Genomic DNA, 25,013 nt, shown 5'->3' on the forward strand with positions numbered 1-25,013 from the left:
CTGCCCTTGATAACACCATATCTATGGTTTATCTTTATATAAGGTGCTATATATAGTGTAATTTACAGAAGGGACCTGTTATGCAATGCATTCTAAAAATTTAAATCAAATTACGATCATTAAAAATAGTGGTGACAAAACACCATTTTTTAGATACAAATTAGACTATCTATTTGGTCAATTGTCACTCAATGCTGATTTACAAAATCAGTTCTATCAAGAGTTATTTAAGCACGTTAATAATCAAAATGAATTAAAATCTTCAGTTATTCGTGAAACATTTAACAATATTATGAACAATAACCACTTAATTGATGCACAACGAAAATATCAAAGTTATTATGAACAAGACCAGTTGATGTGGGAAAAATCAATTGATATTGATCGTAATATTAAAAAGCTATTTAATAAAAATTCAAGAGTAATTCATGAGAATGCAAATAAGGACAGTAATGTTTTTAATACCCAACGTGATTTACAAGCTGGCCGCTCTAGCAAGGCAATTGGCTTAAGGATGTTACCGCCGTTAGTTGCTAAAGCCCATCTTCGTGGTGATATTCATTGGCACGATTTAGATTATTCTCCGGCGACTCCTGAAACTAATTGTTGTTTAGTTGACTTTAAAACAATGTTGAATCACGGCTTTAAAATTGGGAATGCGAAGGTCGCATCCCCAAAGTCAATTCAGACTGCTACCGCCCAAGTGGCTCAAATTATCGCTAATGTTGCCTCATTACAGTATGGTGGCATTTCTTTCGACCGAGCTGATGAAGTGTTGGCACCATTTGCAAAATTAAACTATCAAAAACATATCCGAGAAGCTCAGAAATGGGTTACTCCTGAAAAGCATGCTGAGTATGCAAGGGAGCGAACTCAAAAGGATATTTATGATGCAATGCAGGCATTAGAATATGAAATTAATACGCTATATTCATCCCAGGGGCAAACGCCGTTTACAACCGTTAGTTTTGGCTTAGGGACGAATTGGTTCGAGCGCGAGATTCAAAAAGATATTTTTCGAATTCGGATTAAGGGCTTAGGGGTTGAAAAACGAACAGCCATTTTCCCTAAACTGACATTTGCTTTAAAACGGGGATTAAATTTAAATCCGGGTGACCCGAATTATGATATTAAGCAATTAGCAGTGGATTGCTCGACTAAGCGGATGTATCCCGATATTTTAAATTATGATAAATTGACAGAGATTACCGGAAACTTTAAAGCCCCGATGGGGTGCCGCTCGTTTCTACCTAAATGGGTGGATGATGATGGAAATGAAGTTAACGCTGGCCGGATGAATCTAGGGGTAGTTACCGTTAACCTACCACGCATTGCTTTATATGCTAATGGAGATCAAGAACAATTTTGGACCATTTTTAAGGATAAAATGCGAATTGTTCACCAAGCATTAGCGTATCGAATTAAGCGGTGTACGGAAGCTAAACCAGCGAATGCGCCATTACTTTATAAATACGGAGCATTTGGGAAGCAACTTAGTGATGACGATAGTGTTGACGAATTATTTAACCATGAACGAGCAACGGTCTCAGTTGGCTACATTGGACTATATGAGGTGGGAGCCAGTTTCTTTGGTCCTGATTGGGAGCGAAATCAGCAGGCGCATTTATTTACGGTTGAAATTGTAAAACAACTGAACCTGCTCTGCCAGAAGTGGTCAAAGCAAAGTGGCTATCACTATAGTTTATACTCGACCCCTGCTGAATCATTAACTGACACTTTCTGCCAGGATGATATCAAAAAATTTGGCAAAGTGGCTGCAATAACGGATAAGGAATACTATACAAATAGCTTTCACTACGATGTTAGAAAAAGCCCGACTCCATTTGATAAATTGACGTTCGAAGAGGCATATCCACACTATGCATCGGCAGGATTTATTCATTACTGCGAATATCCGAATCTAAAACAAAATCCTAAGGCCTTAGAAGCAGTTTGGGATTGGGCATATGATCACGTTGGCTACCTAGGGACGAATACTTCGATTGACCAGTGCTTTAAGTGTGGGTTTAGGGGTGACTTTAATGCAACTGCCCGGGGGTTTGTTTGCCCACAATGTGGTAATCATGATCCGAAGTACTGTGATGTAGTTAAAAGAACCTGTGGATACCTAGGAAATCCGCAAGCGCGCCCAATGGTTCACGGAAGACACCAAGAAATATCAGCCCGTGTAAAGAATATGACAGGAGGAATGATCAGAAATGCCGCAGAACATGAGAAAGCCAAACAATCCGACTCCCAAAGAATGGCTCGCGAATAAAGTTAGTCTAGAATATATTGCTGATTACAAACCATTTAATTTTGTAGATGGTGAGGGTATTCGGTGTAGTTTATACGTGAGTGGGTGCCTATTTAATTGTCCAGGCTGTTATAATGTAGCAGCGCAAAACTTTCATTATGGTCAACCATATACGCAGGAATTGGAAAATCAGATTATTGAAGATATGCGTAAACCGTACGTCCAGGGGTTAACATTACTAGGCGGTGAACCATTTTTAAATACACAAGTTTGTCTAAAACTTTGTAAACGGATTCGCAAGGAATTTGGGGATCATAAGGATATTTGGTCTTGGAGTGGTTATACATGGGAAGAATTAATGCAGGAATCCTATGATAAATTAAGGCTACTGTCCTTGATTGATATTTTAGTAGATGGTCGTTTTTTAGAATCACAAAAGGACTTGACGCTGCAATTTAGGGGCAGTGCAAACCAACGGATCATTGATGTTCCTAAATCACTAGCCCAAAATCGCGTTGTGATTTGGGATCGATTAGTGCACTAATTAGCTTCATAAAGAGTAAGGGTTTAACAAGTCCCTAGCTGATTAATTCAGTTAGGGACTTGTTTTTAGGCTGTTTATAACTTATTATTAAAAATAAAATATTTACAATTTAAAATAAATATTTTATAATTAATTTTATATTGGAGGGATTGGAATGGCAAAGGTATTGCTTCATTTTAACTTTAAGGGAGGCGTGGGGAAGACCACGATGACGGTTCTGGATACATATCTGTTAAGTCGAATGGGTAAAAAGGTACTCTTAATTGATATGGATCCCCAATCAAATGCGACTGAAATTATTAACGCTACTTTTGATAATCATGAAAGACCCAAAACTTCGTTTTATGATGGTTTAATGAAATTTGATCTTTCGGGAAGTATTGTTCATATCACAGAGCATCTGGATATGATTCCATCTGATTGGGCACTAAGTGCTTGGCCTGGGAAAGTTGAAAAGCGTAACCGCCATGACCGGGCATTAATTTTAAGAGATTTAATTGAACCGTTCCGTGATCATTATGACTACATTTTATTTGATGTTCCACCAACCCTTTCGACGTTTACCAATAATGCAATTCTAGCTAGTGATTACATTACACTGGTACTACAGACGCAACGTCAATCGTACACGTCGATTTTAAAAACCGCTCAGTATATGTCACAATTGCGGGCAGATTACGATGCTAAGTATGATGTGATAGGAGTAATATTGTACCTAGTGAAAAATAATGCTAAGACTGACACTGAAATTTCGAATGAGGCAAAGAAATCATTTAGTGATGCAGTTTTTCATAATCATATTTATCAACAAGAACGCATTAAGGTATTTGGTGATGAGGGGATTCGCGACAAGGACCATTGGGATAAGCGAGCTCTAAAAATGTATCAAGCAACATTGGATGAAGAATTAAAGCGAATTGGAGATTTTAATAATGAGTAATGATTTTTTAAATAAATTAGCGAAACAAGCTAATTCACAATTGGATAATGATGATCAACATAATAGTCCGTTTGCTAGACAAAAAGAAACTAGCAAGCCGATTCAGGTTCGTGAGAGTTATTACCGTGAAATTAAAAAAATAGCATTCTTAAATGATCAAAAAATGGTGGATGTAATTGATGACATGCTTAGGTATGCAATTGATTCTGGAAAATTTAGTGAAGATGAAAAATAAATAATAGATAATAAAAAATAAATAATCAATAATTTATTTTTTATTATCTATTAATTGAACAATTAATCACAATGTGTTTCAAATTGAAATCAATTGGCGTCTAACACCCTATAAAGTGTTGAATTATCAACACTTATAAACTAAAGAGATTGGCTCAAAATAATTGAACCAATCTCTTTTTTATGTTAAATTGTGAAAGTGATAACAATTTAACGTAAGTAGGAATTTGAATAGGGAGTGAAGTTAATGATTGATTCTGTAGACCTAATGATTAATGATTTAGTTGAGAATGGACAGACCGCGCTTAACCAAATGGATGGTTTTAATCAATTTAAGGTAAATCAAATTGTTGAAGCGATGGTTAATGCTGGAATGAAACACAGTCGTGATTTGGCTGAGCAAGCATACGCTGAGACTAAGCGGGGCGTTGCTGAAGATAAATGGACAAAAAATTTATTTGCAACTGGCCGGATCTGGGCTGAAATTAAGGAACATCAAACGGTTGGAGTCATTGACAAGGATGATCAGCGGAAAACAATTACCGTTGCGGAACCGCTAGGCGTATTGGCTGGAATTACACCGGTTACGAACCCAACTTCTACAACCATGTTCAAAGCAATCATTGCAATGAAGACCAAAAATCCGATTGTATTTAGTTTCCATCCCCAAGCGATGAAGTCCTCTGAAGCTGCTGCAAGGGTAATGCTTGATGCAGCAGTGAGTGCCGGTGCTCCAAAGAATGCAATTCAATGGATTGAAAAGCCAAGCATTGCAGCTACTGATAAGTTAATTAATCATCCGGGGATCGCTAGTACACTTGCTACTGGTGGTCCTGCAATGGTCAAGGCAGCATACTCAACTGGGAAGCCAGCATTAGGAGTCGGTCCAGGCAATGGGCCCCTCTACGTTGAAGCTAGTGCTGATCAGGAAAGTGCAGTAAAAGCCATTCTCTTTTCTAAGACATTTGATAATGGAATGATCTGTGCAACTGAAAACAGTATCATTATTGATGATGCAATCTACGACCAATTTAAGGCCAAACTTGCGGCTGCTGGAGTCTTCTTTGTAAAAAAAGAAGACCAACCCCGCTTAGAAGAAACTATGTTTAATCCTAAGACTGGTGGGGTGAACGGTCCGATTCCGGGACAAAGTGCAATTAAGATTGCTGAGCAAGCTGGAATTGAAGTCCCTGAGAACACAAAGGTGCTTGCAGCTGAACTAGCTGGGGTCGGAAGTAAATACTTACTATCTGGCGAAAAGCTTTCACCAGTTGTTTCAGTTTATCGGGCCCAAAATCATGCTGACGGTTTTAAAATTGCCGATCAACTATTGCATTATGGTGGAATGGGCCATACTGCTGCAATTCGGACAACTAATAATGATGTTGCAATGGCATATGGGATTGCAATGAAAGCGTGTCGAATCTTAGTGAATACTCCATGTGCTACTGGTGGAATCGGTGGAGTTAATAATGGATTGCTTCCTTCATTAACATTGGGAACTGGTTCATGGGGTGCTAATTCAATCGATCATAATGTGACTGATTATGACCTAATTAATAAGCGTATTATTGCATTTCCGGTTGATAACCCAGCTTGGAATCGATTAATTCAAGATAAATAAAATTAAGTGAATGGAGTCCATCTAACGGAGGGACTCCATTTTTGTGATAAGATCTACTTTAGATGGGAGGGAGTTAATAATTGATCTAAATGAACACACAAAGTGGTTAGTTGATTTTTATAAGAAGCGCAAATGGTATGATTTATCGCCTGAAATTAGAATGAATTTTTTAATTGAAGAAGTTGGTGAATTAGCGAGGGCAATTCGGGCAGAAGAAATCGGTCGTGACCATCCCGGCGAGGCCCCGCAAAGTAAATCCCAGAAGGATGATAATTTACATGAAGAGTTAGCAGATGTTTTTGATCAATTGTTAATTATATGTAGTAAGTATGGGATTAACCCGGCTAGTTTAATGGATGATAGTGAAAACAAGCTTCACCGTCGTTGGAATGAATAATTTAAAATAAATAATTAAAAATTAATAATTTATTTTAAATTATTATAACAATCGAATGGCGATTCACTTGCGGTGCTAACAAGGATTCCACTGAATCGATGCCATTCAAGACGTTTTTGATCTAAGTTAAAAATGACCTAGTTATTTTAATGTTCCTTTTCTATGGTGTCATGAGGGCCAGTTACGCTTAATGAAGCACATTTTAATTTTATTTTGTTCAAGTAATTTCAGTTTAAATGTAAATTATTAAACATAATCATTAAAAAACTATGGCATTTTCATTAAGTCGTTGTTATAATACATTCAAGCAGTTAATTTTATTTGAGGAGTTGATTTTTTATGACATTTGAATATTCAAAGCGAGTACCACATAACGATAACGACGTGGTTGGTGAAATTTTGGAAGCTGCAGCTAATCCAGCAGTTATTTCATTTGCCGGTGGTTTACCTGCACCTGAACTATTCCCAGTTGAAGGAATGAAGAAGGCGGCTGACACAGTCTTCGATAACGAAGGTCAGACCGCCTTACAATATAGTAACGCTGTCGGTGAAACGGTATTAAGAGAAGAAATTGTGAAGTTAATGACAGATCGTGGTGTTGATACTTCAGTTGAACACGTCGGGGTCACTACTGGTTCTGAACAATCAATTGATTTATTAGCAAAAATGTTTGTTAACCCTGGAGATACCGTTATCGTCGAAGAACCTACATATTTATGTACATTAGACGTGTTCCGTAGTTACGGGGCAAATATTGTTGGTGTCGAAATGGATGAAAATGGAATGAGAATGGATAAGTTCGAAGAAGCGCTAAAAGCTCATCCAGAAGCGAAGTTAGTTTACACCATTCCTACGTTCCAAAACCCAACTGGTCGAACAATGTCAGTTGATCGACGGAAGAAATTCGTTGAATTAGCTAATAAATATGATTTATTAGTAATGGAAGATGACCCTTACGGAGCCATCAGATACGAAGGGGAAGAATTACCACCATTAAAGAAATTTGATACTCAAGACCGGGTGGTTTATATGAGTACTTTCTCTAAGATCTTAGCTCCTGGAATGCGGTTAGGTTGGATTGTATGTAACGTTGATGTTTTAAGTAACTTCGTTGTAATGAAGCAAAGTGCTGATTTACATTCAGATAACCTCAGTCAACACATTATTGCAACCTTCCTTAAACAAAATGATGTCTATGAACACATTAAAAAGATTAGTGATTTGTACCGGCACCGTTTCGAATTAATGTTAGATTACATTAAGAAGGAATTTCCTGCTGATGCTAAGCACAGTCACCCAGAAGGTGGAATGTTCATTTGGATTGAATTACCTGGTGAAGTTGACACGATGGAATTATTTAAGACCTGTGTTGAACATAACGTTGCCTTTGTTCCGGGTGATGCATTCTATCCTAATAAGCCTAAGATGGGGACCTTCAGATTGAACTTCTCAAATGTTGATGATGAAACCATCGAAGTTGGGATGAAGCGATTAGGAACTGCATTAAAAGAAGCATTAGAAGCAACTAAATAATTTTACAGCAAAAAACAGCGATGATTTTTTAAAATCATCGCTGTTTTTTTAATTGTTAACGTGTTTACTCAATTTACGTAAGTAAAAAAAGTTCCAAATTGTAAATGAAATTGCTGTAATCCATGATATAACAATAACTGAAACCCCAATTACAATTGTAATTTGCTTAGTTCCGATGAAGAAATCCCTTAAGATGGCATTTCCCAAGAAGTTTAAACTTTCACATAGGGCCAAGATTAAAATGAAGTTACTTAATCCATCTGATTGAACTTCTTGGTGCTTACTTCTGGATTCAAATCCAATATTAATGAATAGAAAAATTAATAGTAGTAGTCCTTGAATGTTTACGAAATTAAAGATAGCTCTAATAAATGGATGATCCAATCGAATCACTTCCTTTAATAATTAATTAAGTACCATTTTACAACATTTTAGTCCTAATAAAAGCGCTTTTGAACAATTATGCTAGAAGAATGCTTTGATAAATAGGTAAAATGATAGTAAAAATGCAAAAATCCCGACCCCAACCCTCATGACGTTAGTGGGGATAAAACGGACAATTGATGGGCCGATAAATCCACCGATGAACAATCCAATCCCTAGTGGAATAATCGCACTCCAATATACGTGAGCGACAAAAATAAAGATGATTGAAGCGATTAAATTAGCGGCTAGTGTAGCAGCGTTTCGAGTAGCGTTGTAAACATGATAGGGACTATCACTGATTTTAGATAGGACCGCAATCATGATGACTCCAGCGCCAGCGCCGAAGTACCCAACGTAGATTCCAACTAGTCCTAAGATTAAGTATTCCCAGAATAATGTATTTTTGGAACTAGCTTTTTGGCCATTTCGGGGTTGCCTTTTGGGAATTAAAATCGAACATGCAGCGAAGAAAATTAAAAATGGAACGATTTTTGAAAACGCTGCATTTGAACTATTCAAAAGGAAGATTGATCCGATAAGCCCACCAACTGCGGTCATTGCAGTAATTGGAAGGACCTCTTTTAAATGTCCTCGCAGTTCTTTTAATGAAGCTAAAATGGAGCTAATCCCACTACAAATTAGTGCAACGGTGTTAGAAGCATTTGCTAGAACTGGCGGGATGCCCACTGAAATTAAAGCTGGATACGAAATTAACGATGCCATTCCAATGATACTGTTGATGATCCCTGAAATGACACCAATGAAGATTAAAAATGCAATTGTGCCAAATGAGATAATAATCACTTCCTAGTTAAAGTTAAATTAGTTTAATTATAGCATTTTATAAACATCCCCATTTATCTTTTGTTTTATGAATGGATTATATATATAATGTAAGTATATAAATTAAACATAGGAGGAATTTCTTGAACGATAAACAACCCACGAATTCAATGAAGGTAAGGATTATAGCATTATTATTAGGACTCTTCATAAACGCCCTTGGGAATGGATTAACGATTGCTTCAAATACTGGTTCAGCATTATGGACCGCAGCTGCAGTTAATTTGGGAAATGAGTTTAAGATTGCATCCACAGTGTTTATCTTTGCATTTGGTGTTTTCAATGCGGTGTTAAATCAATTTCTAGTTATGAAGTTAAACATCGTTAGATTCATAGAGGAAATTGCTTACGTTGTCTTCTTTAGTTATGGCATTCAAGTCTTTATCCAAATGTTTGAATCCCTTGGCATTGGGAAACAATCCTTCCTTGTGCGCTCGCTTTTTTCAATCATTGGGGTAACGATGATTGGGATTTCCGTTTCCGTTTATCAACGAGCAAACATCTTCATGCATCCAAATGATGATACTAGTAATATTTTACGATTTAAATTTTTGAATGGAAGTGCGATCAAGGCTCAATTCCTTGATTTATCGTTTCCAGTAATCGTTATTATTATTACTAGCTTATTAACAGGAGAACTATATGCAGTTAACTTTGCAACGATTTACTTTTTCTTCACTAATGGAATTGTGGTTAAGTATGCTGATAAGTGGGTTTGGCCCAGTTTGATCCATAATTTTAATCCTGATGATAACTTTAAAATTAAGTCTTAAATTAAAAGGTAGTAGGTTAATTGGCATTGCCAATTGACCTACTACCTTTTTTATATTTGAAGCTTAGTTTAGTTCGTTTGGAATTAACTGGGTTTTTAACTTAATGTTATCCTTATAATCAACTGGAACTTCGATGATGGAAGGACCATCAGTTTGTTTTGCTTGATGCAGAGCAGCACTAAATTCCTCAACGGTCTTGACTCTAAAGCCCTTAGCGCCAAAGCTTTCAGCATACTTAACATTATCAACATAACCAAACTTAACCCCAGCATCGTGGCCATACTTAGCAACTTCTTGGAACTTCACCATGTCGTAGTATCCATCAACCCAAATAATTTGAATGATTGGTAGGTTTAGACGCACAGCAGTTTCTAACTCCTGGCCAGAAAATAGGAAGCCACCGTCACCTGAAATTGAAATGACATGTTGTTCAGAGCGGGTTAAAGCAGCAGCGATTGCCCATGGTAATGCTACTCCTAGTGTTTGCATTCCATTACTGAATAATAAATGACGGGGTTTATACACCCTAAAGAAACGAGCCATCCAAATATAGTGGCTCCCGATATCAACGGTGATTGTGGTATCATCATTAACCGATTCTTGTAATGCATTAATGATTGCTAATGGATGGAGTTCTTCACCCTCTTTTTGTTCAGGAACTTCTGTGGATTGATCAAAATGTTCCTTTAATTGCAGTAATTTTTCCCTCGCAGCATCTGGTAAAACTGAATCTTCAGGAATGAATGATGCTAATTCATAAAGGGTTTGGGCAACGTCAGCATTCACAATGACTTGGGGTTGGTAATCATTAGTAATTTCGGGAGTAATGGTATCGACATTAATAATTTTAGTCCCATCATTATGCCAATTGCGAGCCTCATATTCAATTGGATCATAGCCAATTGCAAGGACTAAGTCGCTCTGCTTTAAAACGGTATCACCAATTTGGTTATCGAATAGTCCAACGCGGCCGTAGTAGTTACTTTCTAAGTCGCGAGAAATGACCCCAGAGCCCTGGAAGGTTTCCACAACGGGAATTGAAAAAAGATCCAGTAATTTATGAATGGCATCGCTAACCTCTTCGGTTGATGCTCGCATCCCAGCTAGAATAACCGGTCTTTGTGCGTTTAAGAGCATTTCAGCAATTTGTTTGATGCGGGTGCGATCAGCACTACCATTGGTAATTTGTGGAAGGCGGTTAATTACGGGACGATCCACTTTTTCACCTAAAATATCCTGTGGTAATGATAAAAATGCAGCGCCGTTTTTAGGCGATTTAGTAGTCATATAAGCATTTGCAAACGCTTCTGAGAGATTATTCGGATTTTCAACCTCCTGGCTAATCTTGGTTGCTTGATTCAATAGTAGGGCACTATCGATACTTTGATGGGTCGCACGCAATACATCATCCCGTTGCACTTGGCCCCCCAGTGCGATTACTGGATCTCCCTCGGCAGTGGCGGTAATGAGGGCGGTGGCTAGGTTGGAAACCCCAGGGCCCGAAGTAACTGCAACTACCCCAGGTTCGCCAGTTAAACGACCAATGCCAGCAGCGATGAAAGCAGCATTTTGTTCATGTCTAGTAACGATTAACTGAGGTGCATTTGGATTATCACTATGCTGTAAGTCCTCAAATAGTTGATCCACCTTAGCACCTGGAATTCCGAATACGTACTTAATTCCCTGATTGACCATACTTTGGATCAGCGCTTTTGAACCCGTTAATTCCTTTGTCATTATAAAAACCCCATTTCAATGTTATGGTATACTTACTCTTGAAGGTAATGGGTGTTGACAATGCAACACCGATAAATTGACTCAATTATAGTCACTAATGTGTTGCATTGTCAACACTATTGAAAAAGATTGATGGAAGGAACCGGATTCTTATGAAAGATTTAGGATATTTAGCACAAGATATTTCAATTTTGCATCGGCAATATTATAAAGATACCGGAAAACAATTCGAACAACTGGATTTAAATCCAACTGCTGCTTGTATTCTACTAACGATTAATGACCACCGACATATTAACCAGAGTCAAATTGCGCGTGAATTAGTTTTGGACAAGGGGATGGTTGCTCGACAGATTAAAAAACTGGATCAAAATGGATGGGTAGTTAAACAACCACGTCCTGGGAAGGCACTTGAGGTTAGTTTAACCGAATCAGGACAGCAGTTATTGATCAAGGTTCAAATGATTAGACGGAATTGGTGGGCAGAGCGCTTTGCCCAAACTGGAATTAAAGCTGATTCACCGATTATTCCATCGATTGAGCGCGTTGTTGAAACGATTATTGGAGAAAATAAGGGCTAGTAATTTAATTACTAGCCCTTATTTTAAAATTCTTGTTCAATTTTGTAATGTTTACCCTTTTTAGGGTCACTTTCCTTATCGCCAACTTCGAACAACAGGTGCTTCCCATTTTCATCCTTTACCATGACCACTTTTTCATTAGTAGTCCGTTTGTCAGATGTTAATTGAGCAGTCCTGATAATTTCAGCAGGATCGATGTTTGAAGCAATTGCGTTTCCAGGATTAAATAATACGTCTTCAGCCATATGAATGCCTCCAATCAATATGTAAAATAATATTTACACTATGAATATACCGCTAATTAATTCCAAAAGCAACGATAAAGATATCAAAATAAAGTGGTTAGATAAATGACATTACCTAACCACTTTATTTAGATTATTTACTTAATGATGATGCTTTGACCCAACCGACCTTCTTAATATGATAGAAAGTGGCGTTCTTGGCGGCCTTATACTTGCGCTTGCTCTTTAGCAAACTGTTAACTGATTCCTTACTAATTTTAACGACTACTTTTTGGTTAGCTGGTAACTTACGACTTGATAATTTAACCGTTTGAGCACCGCCAAATGATGCAACCGGTTCGTCAGCCATAAAGGTGGCTTTATAGGCGGTGATTTGGTTAGTTTTAGCCTTAAAATAGGTTCCGGCTTTGATTTCTCTGACGCTAGCTAATGCATAATTCTGGTACTTAGCATTATTGATCTTAGCAGCGCTCGCATTTGTAGAGCTAGCAGTAGCTGAAAACAAGGCTAATGGAATGGTAATTGTAACCACCATTGCTATTTTATTTAATTTCATCGTAACACCTCAATAATTATTTAGTGGTTTAATTTTAATGCTATCGACGGTTAATTACAATTATAATATTTACTAATGGTTAGGAAGAAATCAATTATCCTAAAAAAGACTCAGTTAATGAAGTTAGTTTTTCAATATCCGATTCAATCAAATTTTCACCATCGCTTTGAAAGTAGATGACACCATCCACTAGGTCAACGTCCATTAACGTGTAAAAATCACGATAATGATAAGTAGGGCTCAAGCTCATTAAGTTCGGAACAATGTCGCAGATGAGATCGTTTGCGTAGTCATCATCTTCAGTCACAACGATAATTAAATAATTATAAGTCATAATTGTTAGTGCTGGATTCTCATTCGGAATGTTGAAATCGAAATCTTCGGTGATTTTGGGAACTAGCTGCCCATTTATTTTCATTTGTAGTTTCATCTAATTTATTCCATCTCCATTGCAGTGTATGCCCTTGACTTATGGGTACATTCCGCAATTCCAATCTGCGTAATATCGCTGCGCAAAATGTTATATCGATGCCCCCAGTGTTCACCAACTGAATCATCGTATGTAAATAGGTTGATGGCATTGATTAAGTTGGTCTTAGTGTCGTTCATAGCGTAAGCAAAAGCAATGTTTTCACCTAGCACATGGTTATTATAGTGGAGCTGTTTACACAGTAAATCCACCTTCCACTTGCCATTTTCAGTGAAGTGGTTAAAATGCTTTTGATCTGTATAGCCCTGCTGATTCCTTAATTTAGCTAGTGTTGCTAGGTGAACGTTCCATTTTAATGGCCTAAGATGATGTCTTGATCGAATGTAGTTGATGTATTGTAGGCCAGTGGATTTATTAATGGAGTCATTGGCGATTAGTATGTCTGGGCGGTTATTTGCGCTTAGTTCGCTGGGTAGCTTTAAGCTACCTGCAATTATCCATAGTGCCTGCTTATAGCCACTGAACTTGACTCGGTAATAGATTACTCGCCAATTACTAACCTTGCGATGAATAATTTTACCCACAGCCCCGGGATTAATACGGTGAATGGAATTTTTGGTATCGGTCTCGTTAGTGGGGAAGTGTTTGTGTTGAACGCTAGTGTTACTAGGATCATAAATAACCGTGGTGCCATTTTGATAATTACCGTTACTTAAATTGGCATTGAGGTTGTAAATCTGATTATAATTATTAATCCGTTTTCGTTGTGGTTCGGTGATATTTTTATTGATCATAGCATGAACATCGATAATTGCTCGTCTAGAATTGAAAAGTTCATTCCCAAACAAGCCAAGGTTAATTATTATGGTAATTAGAGTTAGTGATATAATTTTATTCCGCATTGAACCACCTTCTTTAATCATTATTTATTACTTACATTATATCTTGATTAATGTTTGATTATCAATTTAACATTAAAAAAGGACTAGTTTGATAACTAGTCCCCTTTGGCATATGTAAATTCCCCTTCGCATGCCTTGACTAAATTGTACACTAAATAATTTCAAATTGGTACTTTATTTTTAATCTTAATCTAATTTTTTAAGTTAACCTACCGATATTTTAAATTAAAGTGTTAAAACATATGTGTTTTGCGTTTTTGCAAAATATGGCGTCAATTGCCGATTTAACCCGCGGTCATTGCTTCTTTTTCAACAATTATCACCATTAATTATTTATCCAAAACGATTGAAACGGGGAATAATCGCGTTATAATACCAATCAAGAGCGTTGCTTCCGAATACGGCTCTAAAAAAACAACAGGAGATGTTGATTATGTTAAAGGCGATTGCTAAATCGCGGGTATTTGACCTGGTAGGGGTCATTATTGTATTGCTAAGTGCGTTTTTATCCGGGTACCTATTTGAAACCCTGGATGAAGTAACCCATTGGGGTGGCATCAGTCCGTTAGTGCCATTCGGGTTAATTAGTGTTGGCTCATCTGTCCTATCGTTATATTCAGATCGATTAACCGCTCGGATGAATAATCTGGGCAATTGGATCGGGCTAGCCGGTGTCATTCTAAGCGGGACCATTGATTACCTGCTTGGCAATAAGGGTGCCATTTTTACCTACCCGGTGACATTCATTATTCAGGCCTGGGCGATTAAGGTGTGGATGAATTCAGATCAATATAAAGCTCGGAAGGCCCCCACTGGAATGAAGGGTGGCTTGATTATTACTTCATTAATTGTTTGTTCATTTGGGTTTAGTTACTTTACAAATGCGATTGCGTTTACCCAACATGATTGGCTATTTTATACAACGACCCTCGTGTTTGCCTTATCGTTAATCGCAAACGCGTTTAACGCCTTAAAGCTAAGGGTGCAATGGCAATTTTGGGGGCTTTATAACATTGTTCAATTATTGAAAGCGCTCATTCAAGGAAACTTTGCGAACGTTGGCAAATATATTTACTACATTATTAATTCGATTTCTGGATTATCCTATTGGAAGGATTAAATTCTAGCTCAATCATTAGGAATTAATTTAAGTGTTTGCTATACTTTAGTAAGGATTTGAAAGGACTGATATGATTGAGTTTATTATTATCACCAGTAAAGATTGCTAATCTAGAGTTGAATAACCGGGTAGTAATGTCACCATGGTGTATTATTGAATACATTAATTTGTAGAAACGCTTTAATATCGGTGATGACAAGGCATTTTGTGGGTGCAGATGATACGTTGACTATCCTTGCTTAGAAATCAGCAAATTTAGTTAATTTTTTAACTGCATTAACATTTTACTCCTTAGTAACATGAGTATAAACTCCTAATGTGATTTGCGGATTAGCATGACCCAATCTCACTTGTACTTCCTTAACGGAAATTCCTGCTGAAAAAAGCATAGATGCGTGGGTGTGTCTAAATCCGTGGATCGTTATACGTTTTAAAGATGGATTATGTTTATAAATAGATTGCTGCCAGTACCTAACGGTTCTGGCAGTATACATACTTTTACCATTCGTAGAAAATACAAATGCATTACTACTCTTTGCATTAAGTCCATCAGACAATAAGGCGATTCTTTGTTTCAGTTGCCATTTTTTCAATAAAAGCATCGTTCTACGATTCATTTGCACAACTCGATTGCCACTTTTAGATTTAGGCGGGTTGATAGTAGGGTAATTCATGGCATCTCTCGACATGGTTTTATTGATATTGACTTCACTTTTTGTAAAATCAATATCACTTCATTTCAATGCTAATGCTTCACCACGTCTCATTCCAGAAAAACCTAGCAATCTAAAAAATGTTAGACAAACCAAATGTTTTTCGTTTTTAAGATATGATGTGTTTAGAAATTCATTTAGTTCATCTTTTGTATAGAAATATTCTGGCTTATCAATCTTCACTTTACCTTTTGGAAAAGTTAATCTAGTAAAGTGGTTATCTTCAATATAGCCGTTTCGAAAAGCGCGATCAAACACCTTTCCAATATTATTTGCTCTAATCTTATATCTAGCATATTTAGTAGATAGCTTGTTAATAATTGATTGAAGATCCATTAGAGTAATCGTTTTAATGCGTTTATTACCAAATTTTTTCAAAGCACAAATTCTAATATTATCTTCAAAAGCTTTTGATGTTGCTTGCCTAACCGTTAATTTATAAGATTCTAAAAATTAACGGTACACCTGTTCAAACGTTAGTGGCTTTTCTTTTTTTATATTGCCATTTTCAAGCTGTAATTCTAATCTTGATATTGATGTGCACCCTAAAGTTTGTACATTAATATATTGTTTTTCTTAGGCGGAAAGTTCCCGGTATTGAATCGGAGACTTTCCGCCTAGTTTTATTTTAATCTGATGATTATTATAATAATCAATCCATAACTTCATTGCTGATACTAAATTTTCCTTAGAATCATATGCAGTCTCAATTGCTTCTGCTTTCATAATATGAAAGAATGATTCCATTGGCGAATTATCTAAGCAGTTTCCCTTTCGGGACATACTTTGGAAGATATTATTAGTTGTCAAAGTATGTTGCCAAACATGACTTTGATATTGAATTCCTTGATCACTATGGATAGTAGTTCTGTATTTAAGTCCTTTAATTCGTTCAATTACATCTTCTAGTGGTTTCATAACACATTCAACCGTAGGGTGATCGCTGATATTGAAAGAAATAATTTCTCCTGAATACAAATCCATAATTGGTGATAGATAAATTCGATGGTCAGTATCTAAACTTCCATATCTAAATTCACTAATATCAGTGGTTAATTTCTGGTAAGGACGATCAGTTTTAAATTTACGGTTAATCAAGTTCTTACTGATTTTACCCACTTGCCCCTTGTATGAATTATACTTCCGTAGCTTACGTGAGTAAGCTGTTGATAACCAATGATTAGATTTCATGATTTTTAAAACCAGCTTGTGATTTACTTGGTATCCATGATTAGCTAATTCTAAACATACTCGTCGATATCCATATGATTTATTGGCTCGTTTGATGTCTCCAATCACTTTCGTGATTTTACTATGCTTATCGGGTTTACCTATCTTTGATTTTAGATAGTAATAAGTACTTCTAGGAATCTTAATTGTTTTAAGCACTAGTGTGACATACTAGCATGGTATTTTAGCCTTAGTACGTCGATAATTGTTATGGTTTCTTTTGGTTCTCTTCGTCGTCTAAGGCGTTCAATTTTTTTAAGAAGTCATTTTCGATCTTGAGCATTAAGTTTTCTTCTTCTAATTTTTTTAACTTTTCATTTGGCCATTTTCACTCGGTCCCTTCGGGTCGCTAAACCATCAATCCCATATAGCTCAAAATTTATTTGCCAAGTCCAAATTAAAGAAGGGGACCTTATGCTAAAATGATTATCTGTTTCCGGATAGGATGATTTAGTTATTTTCATCCAGTTTAATATATTTATCCGGTCTTTAACAGTGTATATTTGTTTATCTATTGATGTTTTCAGGCCATCAATTCCATATTTCTTATAATTTTTGACCCAATATAGAATTGTAGCACTGCCCTTTACTCCAAACTGTTTAGCAATTGTTGTTGAACCAATACCGTGAAGGTATTGAGTTATCATCGTTAATTTTTCCTCTAAACTATATTTAAACATACAAAAACACCCCTAAGTTTTGTACAAACTTAGGGGTGCAGTGCATATTGCTATTTTAGCCTCTTTTTTAGTATTAAAGCCACGTCTTGTGGTATTCATCTTATTACCAGTTTGGGGTTTAATACCAAAATAAATTCTAAAATAATACTTCTTCTTCCCATCACTTGTTCTATACTGCTTAATGCTTTCCATAGTAATTATCTCCTTTGTGCCAGGTAGCAACAAAAAGAAATAAAATGCAAACCTATGTTCTTTAATTATTATTTTAAAGTGCTTTTACTTCCAAATCAATTATATTGTGTATATATAAATTAAATTTGCTGGGGAGCAATCTATTTTAATTATTTGAATTCATAGGAGATGATATTGCTATGGAAGTAATGTTGACTAAACAGAGTGCAGAAGATATTAAAAGACATGACTATGAAATTATTCAAGAAGTTGTTGAACAGGCTTACCAAAATGGTAAAGCTTACAGCCGTTGGATTAGGGGTAAGAATGCACTAGCTGAATACCTAAGTACTAGTTATGCAACCTAGTTATGCAACCGTCACTAAGATGATTGCTGACGGGCTAAAAACGCACATGGTGTTTGGCACGATTATGTACTTCGATAGACATGAAGTCGATGATTATTTGAGTAGTAAATAAAATACAAATTAAGAAGAGGAGGATAACATAATAGTCAACTTCCTCTTTTTACATATTACAGCCCTAAATATTTCTTCTTAGCAGCTTCGAATTCTTCATTACTAATGATCCCATCATCAGCTAATTGCTTCATTTCACGTAGCTTATTAGCAGAAATAGGGGCATCAGCTTGTTTCATTTCAGAATGAACTTCATTAGTGATTCCATTCTTAGCAGCATTGACAGCTTGCTTAATGGCACTTGATAAAGGTTCAGTGTTAGTTTTTTGAATTTGCTTGATGGTAATTGAACCCATTCCATTCATGAACGAAACCTTACCGAATATCATTCCAGTGTCGTATGATACTCCATTGATTGCTGATAGGGGGATGTCAGTATTCGATGATCCAAACAATAGCTTTTTATTTTCGAACAATACAAGTTCGTTAGTAACTACGACTAGCACACTGTCACCTTTATAGCCAATCATACCTGATGTAGCGTATTTGATTACTTCATCATCAGCCATTAGCTTAGGTAATTCCTTAATTTCACGACCAGTCATGAAGGCATCGTTGAAACCAGTTGCGTTTAGTTGATCAATGATTTTCTTCATTTTTGCTGGATTATCAGACTTTTCTATTAATGCATCAATTTTACTAGCATTCATTTGGTTACCACCTTATATGTACAGCTTTTATAGTCATCAGGATTTGGACTTAATGCTATTCGAGGATTATATTTTCGTAAGATTCAATTTTAGTATTTTCACTAGCAAATAAGAATTCAGGAGCTTTACCTCTATTTTTATTATTAGCAGAGTAGGAAATAAAATACTCATATTTATTTTTTAGATTTTTATATAAAATTGAAATTTCATCAGATTTATCATACGTTACGATCCAATTTAACTCATAATCTTGTCTCATTATTTTACTGGCTAATGTTTTATGATCATTGTAATTGAAGAAAGACATGTATAAATTTTTTCCTTGCTTAAAGTAAGGGGGATCAAAAAATATAAAGGTATTAGATTTATTACTAACTTCATTAGGAATGCTGCTAATCATTTTTATAGCATCAAGATTGGTTAACTTTATTCTATCTTTCAATTTATTTATAACGTCAATCTTTTTGCATAAGGTTTTCTTATTAAATCTTACATATATCTTAGTTTTATTTTGTAACTTCCCGCCAATTGGGCCCCCATTGATAATACCACTAACATTTAATCTATTTAGCATTAGCGTGGAAAATGCATTTAATATGGACAAAGGGTTACTCTTTTTTTTATCGTGTAATAATTTAATTTCATTCCAATATTTTAGATTGTCATCATCACTATGACTACTTCCTGAATAGTCAAAAGGAACAGAATTAATTAAATTTTTCAAGTCACTTGGATAATGTAATATTGAATACCAAATAGAATAAATAGACTTATCAAAATCATTGATCCATACTCTTTTAACTTTATTGTTAACCAATAATTTAATTGGCAATCCAGCCCCACCAGCAAACGGCTCAATATAAGTCCCATCAACATTATTCTGCTCTAGTGAATTGCATATAAAGCTGTATAATTGCGTTTTACCACCTGGATATCTTAATGGTGACATTGTACTTGGCATAATAAGACACCTCCTTAACCACGATTATACATGATGAATATAAGCTTGGCCACTAATTAAAAAAATCTGAAACTTTTTTATTTGAAGAATCTTTTATTGCAATTATTAAATGTTTATAATATTCATTAATTTGATTTTTTCCATCTTTAGAATTTTTATAGTAATCAACTAAAATGCTTGTCTTTTTAACAAAATTAATTATATTTTTTTGAAAATCTTTGTTTTCATGTAAATAGATACTTCTGTTAATTAATCCTCCATTATTTTTTCCACTCGGTTTGAAGCTAACGTTTTCATCATCTATATGAAGATCTTTTTTCACATGACTTATATTTAATAAAGCAGTGTCACTATTACTTTTAACTGTATTCCAAAATTGCGTGTGTTTAATTGGGTTGTCAACATAGTCTTTTACCAATTCGAATAAAAATAACTCTGGAGGTAAAAAAGATGGTAAATATAATATATTATTAGCATGCGGATTACATGTATTTTCATCATTTGGATACATTTGTGTATCATTAACGTCCAATATGTTATTATATCCCTTTCCGTTTTTTAATCTCGCATCACCATCAAGAACAATTAATACTTTTTTAAAATACTTATCGCTTTTTCGCATGTTCTTAAGTTGTTCTTTACCAAGACCCAATGGAAAAATATCCAATTTCGTTCTTTGAAGAATTTCGTTTTCAGATAATAATTTTGGATCAACTTTATTAATTATGTCGAAGAATATTCCAAAAACTTCCGCTCCAAAAGAATCCTCACAGTATACCTTTAGTGGTGGCCTTTCAAAAGTGCTTTTATCAAATAGATCAGATTTAAGCAACTCGTAATCAGTGTATTTAGATAAACTTGGTAAAGAGGTATCAGAAAAATAAACTAATTTATAATCGTCACTATTCTCATTCTGTAGTTCGATTATTTTTTTTAGTACCAATAAAGAATGTGTTGTTAGTATTATTTGTAAATTAAGTTTATCAGATATCTCGATTAGTAAGGAAATTAAAGAATCCAAAGCTCCAGGATGAAGTGATGAATCTATTTCATCAATGCAAAGAACTCCTCCTTTATACTCATCTCCCTTTTGCATTTTTAAGTTATAAAAACTAATTATTGCTGAAATGATGTAAGATAGATTATCTTGCCCTACAGACTGTGTATTGGCAATTGTATTATTTATCTTCATATTTAACTTAGTTTTTTGTGTAGCCTCTTTTGTTATGAAATCCATACTAGCATCACTGTTTATTGAATTTGGGATTACAGAGTTATATAAATCTCTGTAATCATTAGATAAGCCATCCTTCATAATTTTATTTCTAGGATTAATGTCTTTTATAGTTATATTACTTTCACCTAATGGGAAAAGTCTTGACATACTTAGATATATCGATGGTAAAGGAACCCTTGCTGTCGCACCAATTCCTAGATTATTATATAAATTTTCTCCAGCAGCTTTTATTGTTTCATCATCATTCATTTTATATGTTTGAGGTAGTACTCTTATACCTCTTTTAGAACCACTATCATTTTTAACTCTAATTTTCTTTTTGAATGTAACATTTTCTTCAGTAAAACTTATAAATACTCGATAATCTTTATAATTTTCATTTTTAGAAATATAAAAATAGTCATTAAAATCTGGTTGAAAATCTACATTTTCAATTCTCTTGTCCTTTGTTCCGCATGAAGAAGAAATTAACGATAATATACTTGATTTTCCAATACCATTTGGGCCAGATATTACTGTTAATTTATTTCCTATATCAAAATCTTCTATGTTTTTTAATTGTCTAAAATTATCTATTCTTACTGATGATATTTTCATTTTTTCTCCTTATTCGTACCAAATTTTATTTTTAGCTATCCTAGCAACTTCTTCAGCGCATTCAGTGGGGATGCATAGTTGCTTCATGATTGGATCAATATTATCTGATGAATAGTCATCGCCAAGCAATTTAAAATATTCTGGCAGAAGTATGTCTACGCCCTTGATATCAGCATCATGTTCTTATTTAAGCGAATATTTAGCAGATTTATAATTGATACAGGGCATAGTTGTTGCTGTTCAATACATGCCCAATTTCATGGGATATGAAGAATTGCAATTCCTGATGATTGTGCCAATTCAAGTTAATAAAAATTAGGTTACTTTCTGCAAATGCCAGTGATCGCATTTGATTGTTTGGCTCTCTAGAAAGCGCAAATCCAATCTTGTGATTCCATGCATAGTCAAGCATAGCTTGTATCAATTCATCAACCATTTAATCATCTCGCAGTATCTTGGTTAGCAACTTCTTTTCATCATCAGTAAGTGGACGACCACCATAGGTCATATAGTCATCATTATCTAAGGCTTCTTCAATATCAAATGATAATTTGTCGTTTAGTTGTTCATCATTACTAATTCCTGCAAGTTTGAACATATCACCTTCTGGAATTCTTAAACCTTTAGCCAATTTTCTAAGAGTATCAATTTTAGGCTTTCTTTTGTTATTTTCAATTCTAGATATTTGAGAGGCACTTACGCCAGACTGGATAGCTAATTGATTAACCCCATATCCATTGTCTTTTCTAAGCTGTTTCAGCTTTTCACCAAATTCCATAACGTAGCCTCCTATCACATTTATTTATTATATTTTATTGCCTATTGGCAATTTTCACAATATTTTTTGCCTTTTTGCAACAAAAAATATTGCCTTTTGTCAAAAGGGTATATAATATAATTTGTAATCAAGAAAAAGAGGTGATTACAAATGAATTCAGAAGAACGGATGGTTCCTAAAAGTGATGAATTAAAAGCAATAATGAAAAAGAAGAATTTATCCAATGCTGAATTGGATTCATTGATGGGAGTTAATGTATCAACGGTTTGTCATTTTATGAATGGTAAGAGAGGAATGTCAGCAACAACTATTGGCAAACTATTGAATTCTTTAAATCTTTCAAGCGAAGATTTTAACCGCTTATTTATTTTTAACCAATCGTTGCCAAAAGGGAATGGTATGATAACATAGGCAATCGCAATCGCTCTTTGAAAACTAAACGTTCAGCTAATTCATTGAAAGGAGGTTAATTGAATGGAATACAAAAGCATTCTAGAAAATGAAATTAAAAAATTAAGAAGAGAAAGTATTGCATATGACGCTGATAAAGAGGCTGAAAGATCATTGGCAATTCTTGAAATTGTTAAATATTTAGATAAAAAAGCTCTAACGAAAACATCGCTAGGGCTATCGATGAAAGTACAAATTAAATTGTTAAAAGTGCATTTAACAATTTAATCAACTAAGAACTTCTTCATGATTTCTTTTAATAGTTTGAACTTGAATTCAGCTTCAATATTGGTAGCTTGATACGATGCATCTGAAAGTTTAGAAAACTGTTTTGCTATTTGCGTGTTTATAGCTTCTGAACTGTATTCATCAAAATTAGAAAGTGAATTTTTTCTAGTTCTGCTAACTTTTGCTTAAATTCATCTTTTAATTCATCATGTGATTCTTTGTAGTACTTATCGAGTTTTGTATCAAATTCTTCAGATGTCATATTTTCACCTCCCTTCGTGGAGTAATTAAATTATATATAAAAAAGGAGCATTTCAATTATGGACTTCAAATATTTGGATAATGATTCAAAAAGAGTTATAGGAATAGCTTCTAATATGGAAATAAATGGTCGGCACTATGTCGAATTATTTATTTCGCCTATAAAGAAAAATACAACAAAAAAAGCCTCCGTGCTCTTATTTAAAGTTATGGCACAAAAATAATTAAACTTTAATGCTGATTCGATTCGTATTGTACCAGTGAATATAGTTCGATGTTCTAACTACTACATATTCATAACTATTGAAACGGGTCAAAAGGGCAAACTCACGTTTGAGTAACGATTGAAATGGCTTCAATGGGACTATCGTATGGATTGCCCTTCTTAGAATAAGATTGGCGGATATGATTGACTTTAAGGACCTTCTCAAATTGAGAAATCGTATATTGACTGCCCATATCTGAATGTAAATATTTTTTGTCCCTAAGTGCATCAATAATAGTTGATTTAACTAACTCACTCGTCATTGACTTAGAAATTTTGTAAGCTAACACGTTAGAAGACTGGTCATCAAAGGCCGTACCTAAATAAACCCATGTTCCTGGTTTAAGCTCTAGATAAGTAATATCTGCTCGCCAAACTGATTTAGAACGGGTTAACTTTTTAATTAAATTAGGTCGTTTGGGCATAATCAACTTGCGTACCTTGTTTCTTAAACCGTCTAATCATTAACGAGTGAATATTTAATTCATTCATTAATCGTTTTACTCTCCACGTCCCAATCTTGATTCCACAAGTTGTCCTCAGGGAAACACGTAAATGCGGTGCGCCATAAACTTTATAGTTATTTTGCCAAATTTCATTAATTTTAGGCTTAATTACTTCGTCTTTCTTGCGGCGACTACTCGCCTGATAATGCTTCCAGTTATAGTAGGTTCGCCGCGGCAGCCCGATTGCTCTCAAAATGCTAGTAATGCGATAACCATTCTTTTGGAGCTGCTCAATTAGCTTCAGTCCTTTAACTCTGGTTATTTTTTGCCAAGAATTATCGCAGCAACTTTTAAAATATCACGTTCCGCTTCAACTTGCGCTAATTGCTTTTTAAGGGCTCTAAATTCTGCATTCGTGACGTTACCGTCTTCAGTTGAAATTACTTTTTGATCCTTGAATCATTTAGCAATAGAGTTTACGGTCATACCATATTCTCTTGAAATTTAGATCATAGAACGATTTTCGTCATTATGCATCTTTACGATGCTATCTTTGAATTTTTTTGAATACCTTTTTGAATAATTAGACAAATTAAAAAATCCCATTTTAAATGATATTATCTCACAAAACCTAAGGATTTGCTGTACCATTATTTAGTATAGAATCAGTTTAATAATTATGTATATTGCTCTCTAGCAATTGACTGTCCCTTTGACTGTCCTTT

General features: G+C 35.0%; 35 protein-coding genes. 15 read left to right on the forward strand and 20 right to left on the reverse strand.

Features of this window, described 5'->3' with window-relative positions; genetic code table 11:
- The first annotated feature begins 85 nt into the window (after nucleotides 1–85).
- The 7 genes from nrdD to MOO44_RS00505 all read left to right on the forward strand — a co-directional run bounded on the left by nrdD (nucleotide 86) and on the right by MOO44_RS00505 (nucleotide 7,529).
- Nucleotides 86–2,278, forward strand: a complete 2,193-nt coding sequence (gene nrdD, locus MOO44_RS00475; protein WP_260115960.1) for an anaerobic ribonucleoside-triphosphate reductase — start codon at nucleotides 86–88, stop codon at nucleotides 2,276–2,278.
- On the forward strand, nucleotides 2,220–2,801 hold the full coding sequence (nrdG, locus tag MOO44_RS00480; RefSeq protein ID WP_260115961.1) for an anaerobic ribonucleoside-triphosphate reductase activating protein: 582 nt from the start codon (nucleotides 2,220–2,222) through the stop codon (nucleotides 2,799–2,801). The genes nrdD and nrdG overlap by 59 nt, the downstream gene beginning before the upstream one ends.
- Before the next feature lie 154 nt (nucleotides 2,802–2,955).
- The gene (locus MOO44_RS00485) at nucleotides 2,956–3,741 is read left to right on the forward strand and encodes a ParA family protein (protein WP_260115962.1); all 786 of its coding nucleotides are present in this window, start codon (nucleotides 2,956–2,958) and stop codon (nucleotides 3,739–3,741) included.
- Nucleotides 3,734–3,976: a hypothetical protein gene (locus MOO44_RS00490; RefSeq protein WP_260115963.1), complete on the forward strand. Its 243-nt coding sequence runs from the start codon at nucleotides 3,734–3,736 to the stop codon at nucleotides 3,974–3,976. Before MOO44_RS00485 ends, MOO44_RS00490 begins: the two co-directional genes overlap by 8 nt.
- A 246-nt stretch (nucleotides 3,977–4,222) precedes the next feature.
- Entirely contained in the window at nucleotides 4,223–5,599 is a 1,377-nt protein-coding gene (locus MOO44_RS00495) for an aldehyde dehydrogenase family protein (protein WP_423802894.1), read from the forward strand.
- A gap of 79 nt (nucleotides 5,600–5,678) precedes the next feature.
- On the forward strand, nucleotides 5,679–5,996 hold the full coding sequence (locus tag MOO44_RS00500; RefSeq protein WP_260116037.1) for a MazG-like family protein: 318 nt from the start codon (nucleotides 5,679–5,681) through the stop codon (nucleotides 5,994–5,996).
- Between the two features lie 339 nt (nucleotides 5,997–6,335).
- A complete protein-coding gene (locus MOO44_RS00505; protein ID WP_260115964.1) occupies nucleotides 6,336–7,529 on the forward strand; it encodes an aminotransferase-like domain-containing protein in 1,194 nt (397 codons plus the stop codon).
- A 48-nt stretch (nucleotides 7,530–7,577) separates the two neighbouring features.
- Here MOO44_RS00505 and MOO44_RS00510 read toward each other — a convergent pair whose 3' ends face one another.
- Both MOO44_RS00510 and MOO44_RS00515 read right to left on the reverse strand, forming a co-directional pair.
- Nucleotides 7,578–7,913 carry a hypothetical protein gene (locus MOO44_RS00510; RefSeq protein WP_260115965.1) on the reverse strand — a complete coding sequence of 112 codons (336 nt, stop codon included), beginning with the start codon at nucleotides 7,911–7,913 and terminating at the stop codon, nucleotides 7,578–7,580.
- A gap of 81 nt (nucleotides 7,914–7,994) precedes the next feature.
- On the reverse strand, nucleotides 7,995–8,678 hold the full coding sequence (locus MOO44_RS00515) for a sulfite exporter TauE/SafE family protein (protein ID WP_260115966.1): 684 nt from the start codon (nucleotides 8,676–8,678) through the stop codon (nucleotides 7,995–7,997).
- 203 nt (nucleotides 8,679–8,881) lie between these two features.
- Between MOO44_RS00515 and MOO44_RS00520 the strand changes: the two genes are divergently transcribed.
- Nucleotides 8,882–9,571 (forward strand): DUF6198 family protein, encoded by a 690-nt coding sequence (locus MOO44_RS00520; RefSeq protein ID WP_260115967.1) that lies wholly within the window; start codon nucleotides 8,882–8,884, stop codon nucleotides 9,569–9,571.
- A gap of 63 nt (nucleotides 9,572–9,634) precedes the next feature.
- Here the strand turns inward: MOO44_RS00520 and alsS are convergent, their stop codons facing one another.
- Nucleotides 9,635–11,308: an acetolactate synthase AlsS gene (alsS, locus tag MOO44_RS00525; protein WP_260115968.1), complete on the reverse strand. Its 1,674-nt coding sequence runs from the start codon at nucleotides 11,306–11,308 to the stop codon at nucleotides 9,635–9,637.
- 152 nt (nucleotides 11,309–11,460) lie between these two features.
- Between alsS and MOO44_RS00530 the strand changes: the two genes are divergently transcribed.
- Nucleotides 11,461–11,889 carry a MarR family winged helix-turn-helix transcriptional regulator gene (locus MOO44_RS00530; protein ID WP_260115969.1) on the forward strand — a complete coding sequence of 143 codons (429 nt, stop codon included), beginning with the start codon at nucleotides 11,461–11,463 and terminating at the stop codon, nucleotides 11,887–11,889.
- Between the two features lie 23 nt (nucleotides 11,890–11,912).
- Here the strand turns inward: MOO44_RS00530 and MOO44_RS00535 are convergent, their stop codons facing one another.
- From MOO44_RS00535 to MOO44_RS00550, 4 genes are all read right to left on the reverse strand, one after another.
- Nucleotides 11,913–12,134 (reverse strand): hypothetical protein, encoded by a 222-nt coding sequence (locus MOO44_RS00535; protein ID WP_260115970.1) that lies wholly within the window; start codon nucleotides 12,132–12,134, stop codon nucleotides 11,913–11,915.
- Between the two features lie 133 nt (nucleotides 12,135–12,267).
- Entirely contained in the window at nucleotides 12,268–12,690 is a 423-nt protein-coding gene (locus MOO44_RS00540; RefSeq protein ID WP_260115971.1) for a hypothetical protein, read from the reverse strand.
- Nucleotides 12,691–12,784: 94 nt separating this feature from the next.
- Nucleotides 12,785–13,120 (reverse strand): hypothetical protein, encoded by a 336-nt coding sequence (locus MOO44_RS00545; protein ID WP_260115972.1) that lies wholly within the window; start codon nucleotides 13,118–13,120, stop codon nucleotides 12,785–12,787.
- 5 nt (nucleotides 13,121–13,125) lie between these two features.
- Nucleotides 13,126–13,914 carry a CAP domain-containing protein gene (locus MOO44_RS00550; protein ID WP_260115973.1) on the reverse strand — a complete coding sequence of 263 codons (789 nt, stop codon included), beginning with the start codon at nucleotides 13,912–13,914 and terminating at the stop codon, nucleotides 13,126–13,128.
- A gap of 541 nt (nucleotides 13,915–14,455) precedes the next feature.
- Between MOO44_RS00550 and MOO44_RS00555 the strand changes: the two genes are divergently transcribed.
- Nucleotides 14,456–15,142, forward strand: coding sequence for a nicotinamide mononucleotide transporter (locus MOO44_RS00555; RefSeq protein WP_341482917.1), 687 nt, complete (start codon nucleotides 14,456–14,458; stop codon nucleotides 15,140–15,142).
- A gap of 284 nt (nucleotides 15,143–15,426) precedes the next feature.
- On the opposite strand, the gene MOO44_RS00560 is transcribed toward MOO44_RS00555, so the two are convergent.
- The 5 genes from MOO44_RS00560 to MOO44_RS00580 form a co-directional block, all read right to left on the reverse strand.
- Nucleotides 15,427–15,831: a site-specific integrase gene (locus MOO44_RS00560; protein WP_341482918.1), complete on the reverse strand. Its 405-nt coding sequence runs from the start codon at nucleotides 15,829–15,831 to the stop codon at nucleotides 15,427–15,429.
- Between the two features lie 45 nt (nucleotides 15,832–15,876).
- The gene (locus MOO44_RS00565; RefSeq protein ID WP_260116039.1) at nucleotides 15,877–16,248 is read right to left on the reverse strand and encodes a site-specific integrase; all 372 of its coding nucleotides are present in this window, start codon (nucleotides 16,246–16,248) and stop codon (nucleotides 15,877–15,879) included.
- Nucleotides 16,249–16,431: 183 nt separating this feature from the next.
- Entirely contained in the window at nucleotides 16,432–17,244 is an 813-nt protein-coding gene (locus MOO44_RS00570) for an IS3 family transposase (protein WP_260115975.1), read from the reverse strand.
- A gap of 155 nt (nucleotides 17,245–17,399) precedes the next feature.
- The gene (locus tag MOO44_RS00575) at nucleotides 17,400–17,765 is read right to left on the reverse strand and encodes a helix-turn-helix domain-containing protein (protein WP_260115976.1); all 366 of its coding nucleotides are present in this window, start codon (nucleotides 17,763–17,765) and stop codon (nucleotides 17,400–17,402) included.
- Nucleotides 17,766–17,777: 12 nt separating this feature from the next.
- On the reverse strand, nucleotides 17,778–17,957 hold the full coding sequence (locus tag MOO44_RS00580; RefSeq protein WP_260115977.1) for an Arm DNA-binding domain-containing protein: 180 nt from the start codon (nucleotides 17,955–17,957) through the stop codon (nucleotides 17,778–17,780).
- Nucleotides 17,958–18,136: 179 nt separating this feature from the next.
- Here MOO44_RS00580 and MOO44_RS00585 point away from each other — a divergent pair, with 179 nt between their 5' ends.
- Nucleotides 18,137–18,304 carry a hypothetical protein gene (locus MOO44_RS00585; RefSeq protein WP_260115978.1) on the forward strand — a complete coding sequence of 56 codons (168 nt, stop codon included), beginning with the start codon at nucleotides 18,137–18,139 and terminating at the stop codon, nucleotides 18,302–18,304.
- Nucleotides 18,294–18,416, forward strand: a complete 123-nt coding sequence (locus MOO44_RS00590; protein ID WP_260115979.1) for a hypothetical protein — start codon at nucleotides 18,294–18,296, stop codon at nucleotides 18,414–18,416. Before MOO44_RS00585 ends, MOO44_RS00590 begins: the two co-directional genes overlap by 11 nt.
- 55 nt (nucleotides 18,417–18,471) lie before the next feature.
- Here MOO44_RS00590 and MOO44_RS00595 read toward each other — a convergent pair whose 3' ends face one another.
- The 4 genes from MOO44_RS00595 to MOO44_RS00610 form a co-directional block, all read right to left on the reverse strand.
- Nucleotides 18,472–19,065, reverse strand: a complete 594-nt coding sequence (locus MOO44_RS00595; protein WP_260115980.1) for a PH domain-containing protein — start codon at nucleotides 19,063–19,065, stop codon at nucleotides 18,472–18,474.
- Between the two features lie 55 nt (nucleotides 19,066–19,120).
- Complete coding sequence (locus tag MOO44_RS00600) at nucleotides 19,121–20,026, reverse strand: DNA adenine methylase (RefSeq protein ID WP_260115981.1); 906 nt, start codon at nucleotides 20,024–20,026, stop codon at nucleotides 19,121–19,123.
- 52 nt (nucleotides 20,027–20,078) lie between these two features.
- Complete coding sequence (locus MOO44_RS00605; protein WP_260115982.1) at nucleotides 20,079–21,860, reverse strand: AAA family ATPase; 1,782 nt, start codon at nucleotides 21,858–21,860, stop codon at nucleotides 20,079–20,081.
- 436 nt (nucleotides 21,861–22,296) lie between these two features.
- Nucleotides 22,297–22,638 carry a helix-turn-helix domain-containing protein gene (locus MOO44_RS00610; protein WP_260115983.1) on the reverse strand — a complete coding sequence of 114 codons (342 nt, stop codon included), beginning with the start codon at nucleotides 22,636–22,638 and terminating at the stop codon, nucleotides 22,297–22,299.
- Nucleotides 22,639–22,788: 150 nt separating this feature from the next.
- On the opposite strand from MOO44_RS00610, the gene MOO44_RS00615 reads away from it, so the two are divergent.
- Entirely contained in the window at nucleotides 22,789–23,049 is a 261-nt protein-coding gene (locus tag MOO44_RS00615) for a helix-turn-helix domain-containing protein (protein WP_260115984.1), read from the forward strand.
- A 63-nt stretch (nucleotides 23,050–23,112) separates the two neighbouring features.
- Nucleotides 23,113–23,316: a hypothetical protein gene (locus tag MOO44_RS00620; RefSeq protein ID WP_260115985.1), complete on the forward strand. Its 204-nt coding sequence runs from the start codon at nucleotides 23,113–23,115 to the stop codon at nucleotides 23,314–23,316.
- Nucleotides 23,317–23,434: 118 nt separating this feature from the next.
- Here the strand turns inward: MOO44_RS00620 and MOO44_RS00625 are convergent, their stop codons facing one another.
- Nucleotides 23,435–23,578: a hypothetical protein gene (locus tag MOO44_RS00625; protein ID WP_260115986.1), complete on the reverse strand. Its 144-nt coding sequence runs from the start codon at nucleotides 23,576–23,578 to the stop codon at nucleotides 23,435–23,437.
- A gap of 58 nt (nucleotides 23,579–23,636) precedes the next feature.
- Here MOO44_RS00625 and MOO44_RS00630 point away from each other — a divergent pair, with 58 nt between their 5' ends.
- Nucleotides 23,637–23,801: a hypothetical protein gene (locus MOO44_RS00630; protein WP_260115987.1), complete on the forward strand. Its 165-nt coding sequence runs from the start codon at nucleotides 23,637–23,639 to the stop codon at nucleotides 23,799–23,801.
- Here the strand turns inward: MOO44_RS00630 and MOO44_RS08690 are convergent, their stop codons facing one another.
- The 3 genes from MOO44_RS08690 to MOO44_RS08700 are packed head-to-tail and all read right to left on the reverse strand — an operon-like array spanning nucleotide 23,802 to nucleotide 24,541.
- Nucleotides 23,802–23,936, reverse strand: a complete 135-nt coding sequence (locus MOO44_RS08690) for an IS3 family transposase (RefSeq protein WP_423802895.1) — start codon at nucleotides 23,934–23,936, stop codon at nucleotides 23,802–23,804. It lies immediately after the preceding gene.
- Complete coding sequence (locus MOO44_RS08695) at nucleotides 23,905–24,267, reverse strand: DDE-type integrase/transposase/recombinase (protein WP_423802897.1); 363 nt, start codon at nucleotides 24,265–24,267, stop codon at nucleotides 23,905–23,907. The genes MOO44_RS08690 and MOO44_RS08695 overlap by 32 nt, the downstream gene beginning before the upstream one ends.
- Nucleotides 24,251–24,541 (reverse strand): IS3 family transposase, encoded by a 291-nt coding sequence (locus MOO44_RS08700; protein ID WP_423802896.1) that lies wholly within the window; start codon nucleotides 24,539–24,541, stop codon nucleotides 24,251–24,253. The genes MOO44_RS08695 and MOO44_RS08700 overlap by 17 nt, the downstream gene beginning before the upstream one ends.
- Nucleotides 24,542–25,013: the final 472 nt, after the last annotated feature.

It is taken from the genome of Nicoliella spurrieriana (assembly GCF_023380205.1).
Taxonomy (GTDB): Bacteria; Bacillota; Bacilli; order Lactobacillales; family Lactobacillaceae; genus Nicoliella; species Nicoliella spurrieriana.

What these genes read in the sequence shown, in the direction of transcription:
- MOO44_RS00545 (WP_260115972.1), bottom strand. Translation starts at nt 13,120, where the DNA reads ATGAAACTACAAATGAAAATAAATGGGCAGCTAGTTCCCAAAATCACC.
- MOO44_RS00585 (WP_260115978.1), top strand. Translation starts at nt 18,137, where the DNA reads ATGGAAGTAATGTTGACTAAACAGAGTGCAGAAGATATTAAAAGACAT.
- MOO44_RS00575 (WP_260115976.1), bottom strand. Translation starts at nt 17,765, where the DNA reads ATGTTTAAATATAGTTTAGAGGAAAAATTAACGATGATAACTCAATAC.
- MOO44_RS00515 (WP_260115966.1), bottom strand. Translation starts at nt 8,678, where the DNA reads ATGGCATCGTTAATTTCGTATCCAGCTTTAATTTCAGTGGGCATCCCG.
- MOO44_RS00540 (WP_260115971.1), bottom strand. Translation starts at nt 12,690, where the DNA reads ATGAAATTAAATAAAATAGCAATGGTGGTTACAATTACCATTCCATTA.
- nrdG (WP_260115961.1), top strand. Translation starts at nt 2,220, where the DNA reads ATGCCGCAGAACATGAGAAAGCCAAACAATCCGACTCCCAAAGAATGG.
- MOO44_RS00485 (WP_260115962.1), top strand. Translation starts at nt 2,956, where the DNA reads ATGGCAAAGGTATTGCTTCATTTTAACTTTAAGGGAGGCGTGGGGAAG.
- MOO44_RS00550 (WP_260115973.1), bottom strand. Translation starts at nt 13,914, where the DNA reads ATGATCAATAAAAATATCACCGAACCACAACGAAAACGGATTAATAAT.
- MOO44_RS00620 (WP_260115985.1), top strand. Translation starts at nt 23,113, where the DNA reads ATGGAATACAAAAGCATTCTAGAAAATGAAATTAAAAAATTAAGAAGA.
- MOO44_RS00495 (WP_423802894.1), top strand. Translation starts at nt 4,223, where the DNA reads ATGATTGATTCTGTAGACCTAATGATTAATGATTTAGTTGAGAATGGA.
- alsS (WP_260115968.1), bottom strand. Translation starts at nt 11,308, where the DNA reads ATGACAAAGGAATTAACGGGTTCAAAAGCGCTGATCCAAAGTATGGTC.
- MOO44_RS00555 (WP_341482917.1), top strand. Translation starts at nt 14,456, where the DNA reads ATGTTAAAGGCGATTGCTAAATCGCGGGTATTTGACCTGGTAGGGGTC.
- MOO44_RS00535 (WP_260115970.1), bottom strand. Translation starts at nt 12,134, where the DNA reads ATGGCTGAAGACGTATTATTTAATCCTGGAAACGCAATTGCTTCAAAC.
- MOO44_RS00605 (WP_260115982.1), bottom strand. Translation starts at nt 21,860, where the DNA reads ATGAAAATATCATCAGTAAGAATAGATAATTTTAGACAATTAAAAAAC.
- MOO44_RS00505 (WP_260115964.1), top strand. Translation starts at nt 6,336, where the DNA reads ATGACATTTGAATATTCAAAGCGAGTACCACATAACGATAACGACGTG.
- MOO44_RS08695 (WP_423802897.1), bottom strand. Translation starts at nt 24,267, where the DNA reads ATGCCCAAACGACCTAATTTAATTAAAAAGTTAACCCGTTCTAAATCA.
- MOO44_RS00600 (WP_260115981.1), bottom strand. Translation starts at nt 20,026, where the DNA reads ATGCCAAGTACAATGTCACCATTAAGATATCCAGGTGGTAAAACGCAA.
- MOO44_RS00610 (WP_260115983.1), bottom strand. Translation starts at nt 22,638, where the DNA reads ATGGAATTTGGTGAAAAGCTGAAACAGCTTAGAAAAGACAATGGATAT.
- MOO44_RS00590 (WP_260115979.1), top strand. Translation starts at nt 18,294, where the DNA reads ATGCAACCTAGTTATGCAACCGTCACTAAGATGATTGCTGACGGGCTA.
- MOO44_RS00580 (WP_260115977.1), bottom strand. Translation starts at nt 17,957, where the DNA reads ATGGAAAGCATTAAGCAGTATAGAACAAGTGATGGGAAGAAGAAGTAT.
- MOO44_RS00595 (WP_260115980.1), bottom strand. Translation starts at nt 19,065, where the DNA reads ATGAATGCTAGTAAAATTGATGCATTAATAGAAAAGTCTGATAATCCA.
- MOO44_RS00615 (WP_260115984.1), top strand. Translation starts at nt 22,789, where the DNA reads ATGAATTCAGAAGAACGGATGGTTCCTAAAAGTGATGAATTAAAAGCA.
- MOO44_RS00560 (WP_341482918.1), bottom strand. Translation starts at nt 15,831, where the DNA reads ATGTCGAGAGATGCCATGAATTACCCTACTATCAACCCGCCTAAATCT.
- MOO44_RS00625 (WP_260115986.1), bottom strand. Translation starts at nt 23,578, where the DNA reads ATGACATCTGAAGAATTTGATACAAAACTCGATAAGTACTACAAAGAA.
- MOO44_RS00630 (WP_260115987.1), top strand. Translation starts at nt 23,637, where the DNA reads ATGGACTTCAAATATTTGGATAATGATTCAAAAAGAGTTATAGGAATA.
- MOO44_RS00490 (WP_260115963.1), top strand. Translation starts at nt 3,734, where the DNA reads ATGAGTAATGATTTTTTAAATAAATTAGCGAAACAAGCTAATTCACAA.
- nrdD (WP_260115960.1), top strand. Translation starts at nt 86, where the DNA reads ATGCATTCTAAAAATTTAAATCAAATTACGATCATTAAAAATAGTGGT.
- MOO44_RS00530 (WP_260115969.1), top strand. Translation starts at nt 11,461, where the DNA reads ATGAAAGATTTAGGATATTTAGCACAAGATATTTCAATTTTGCATCGG.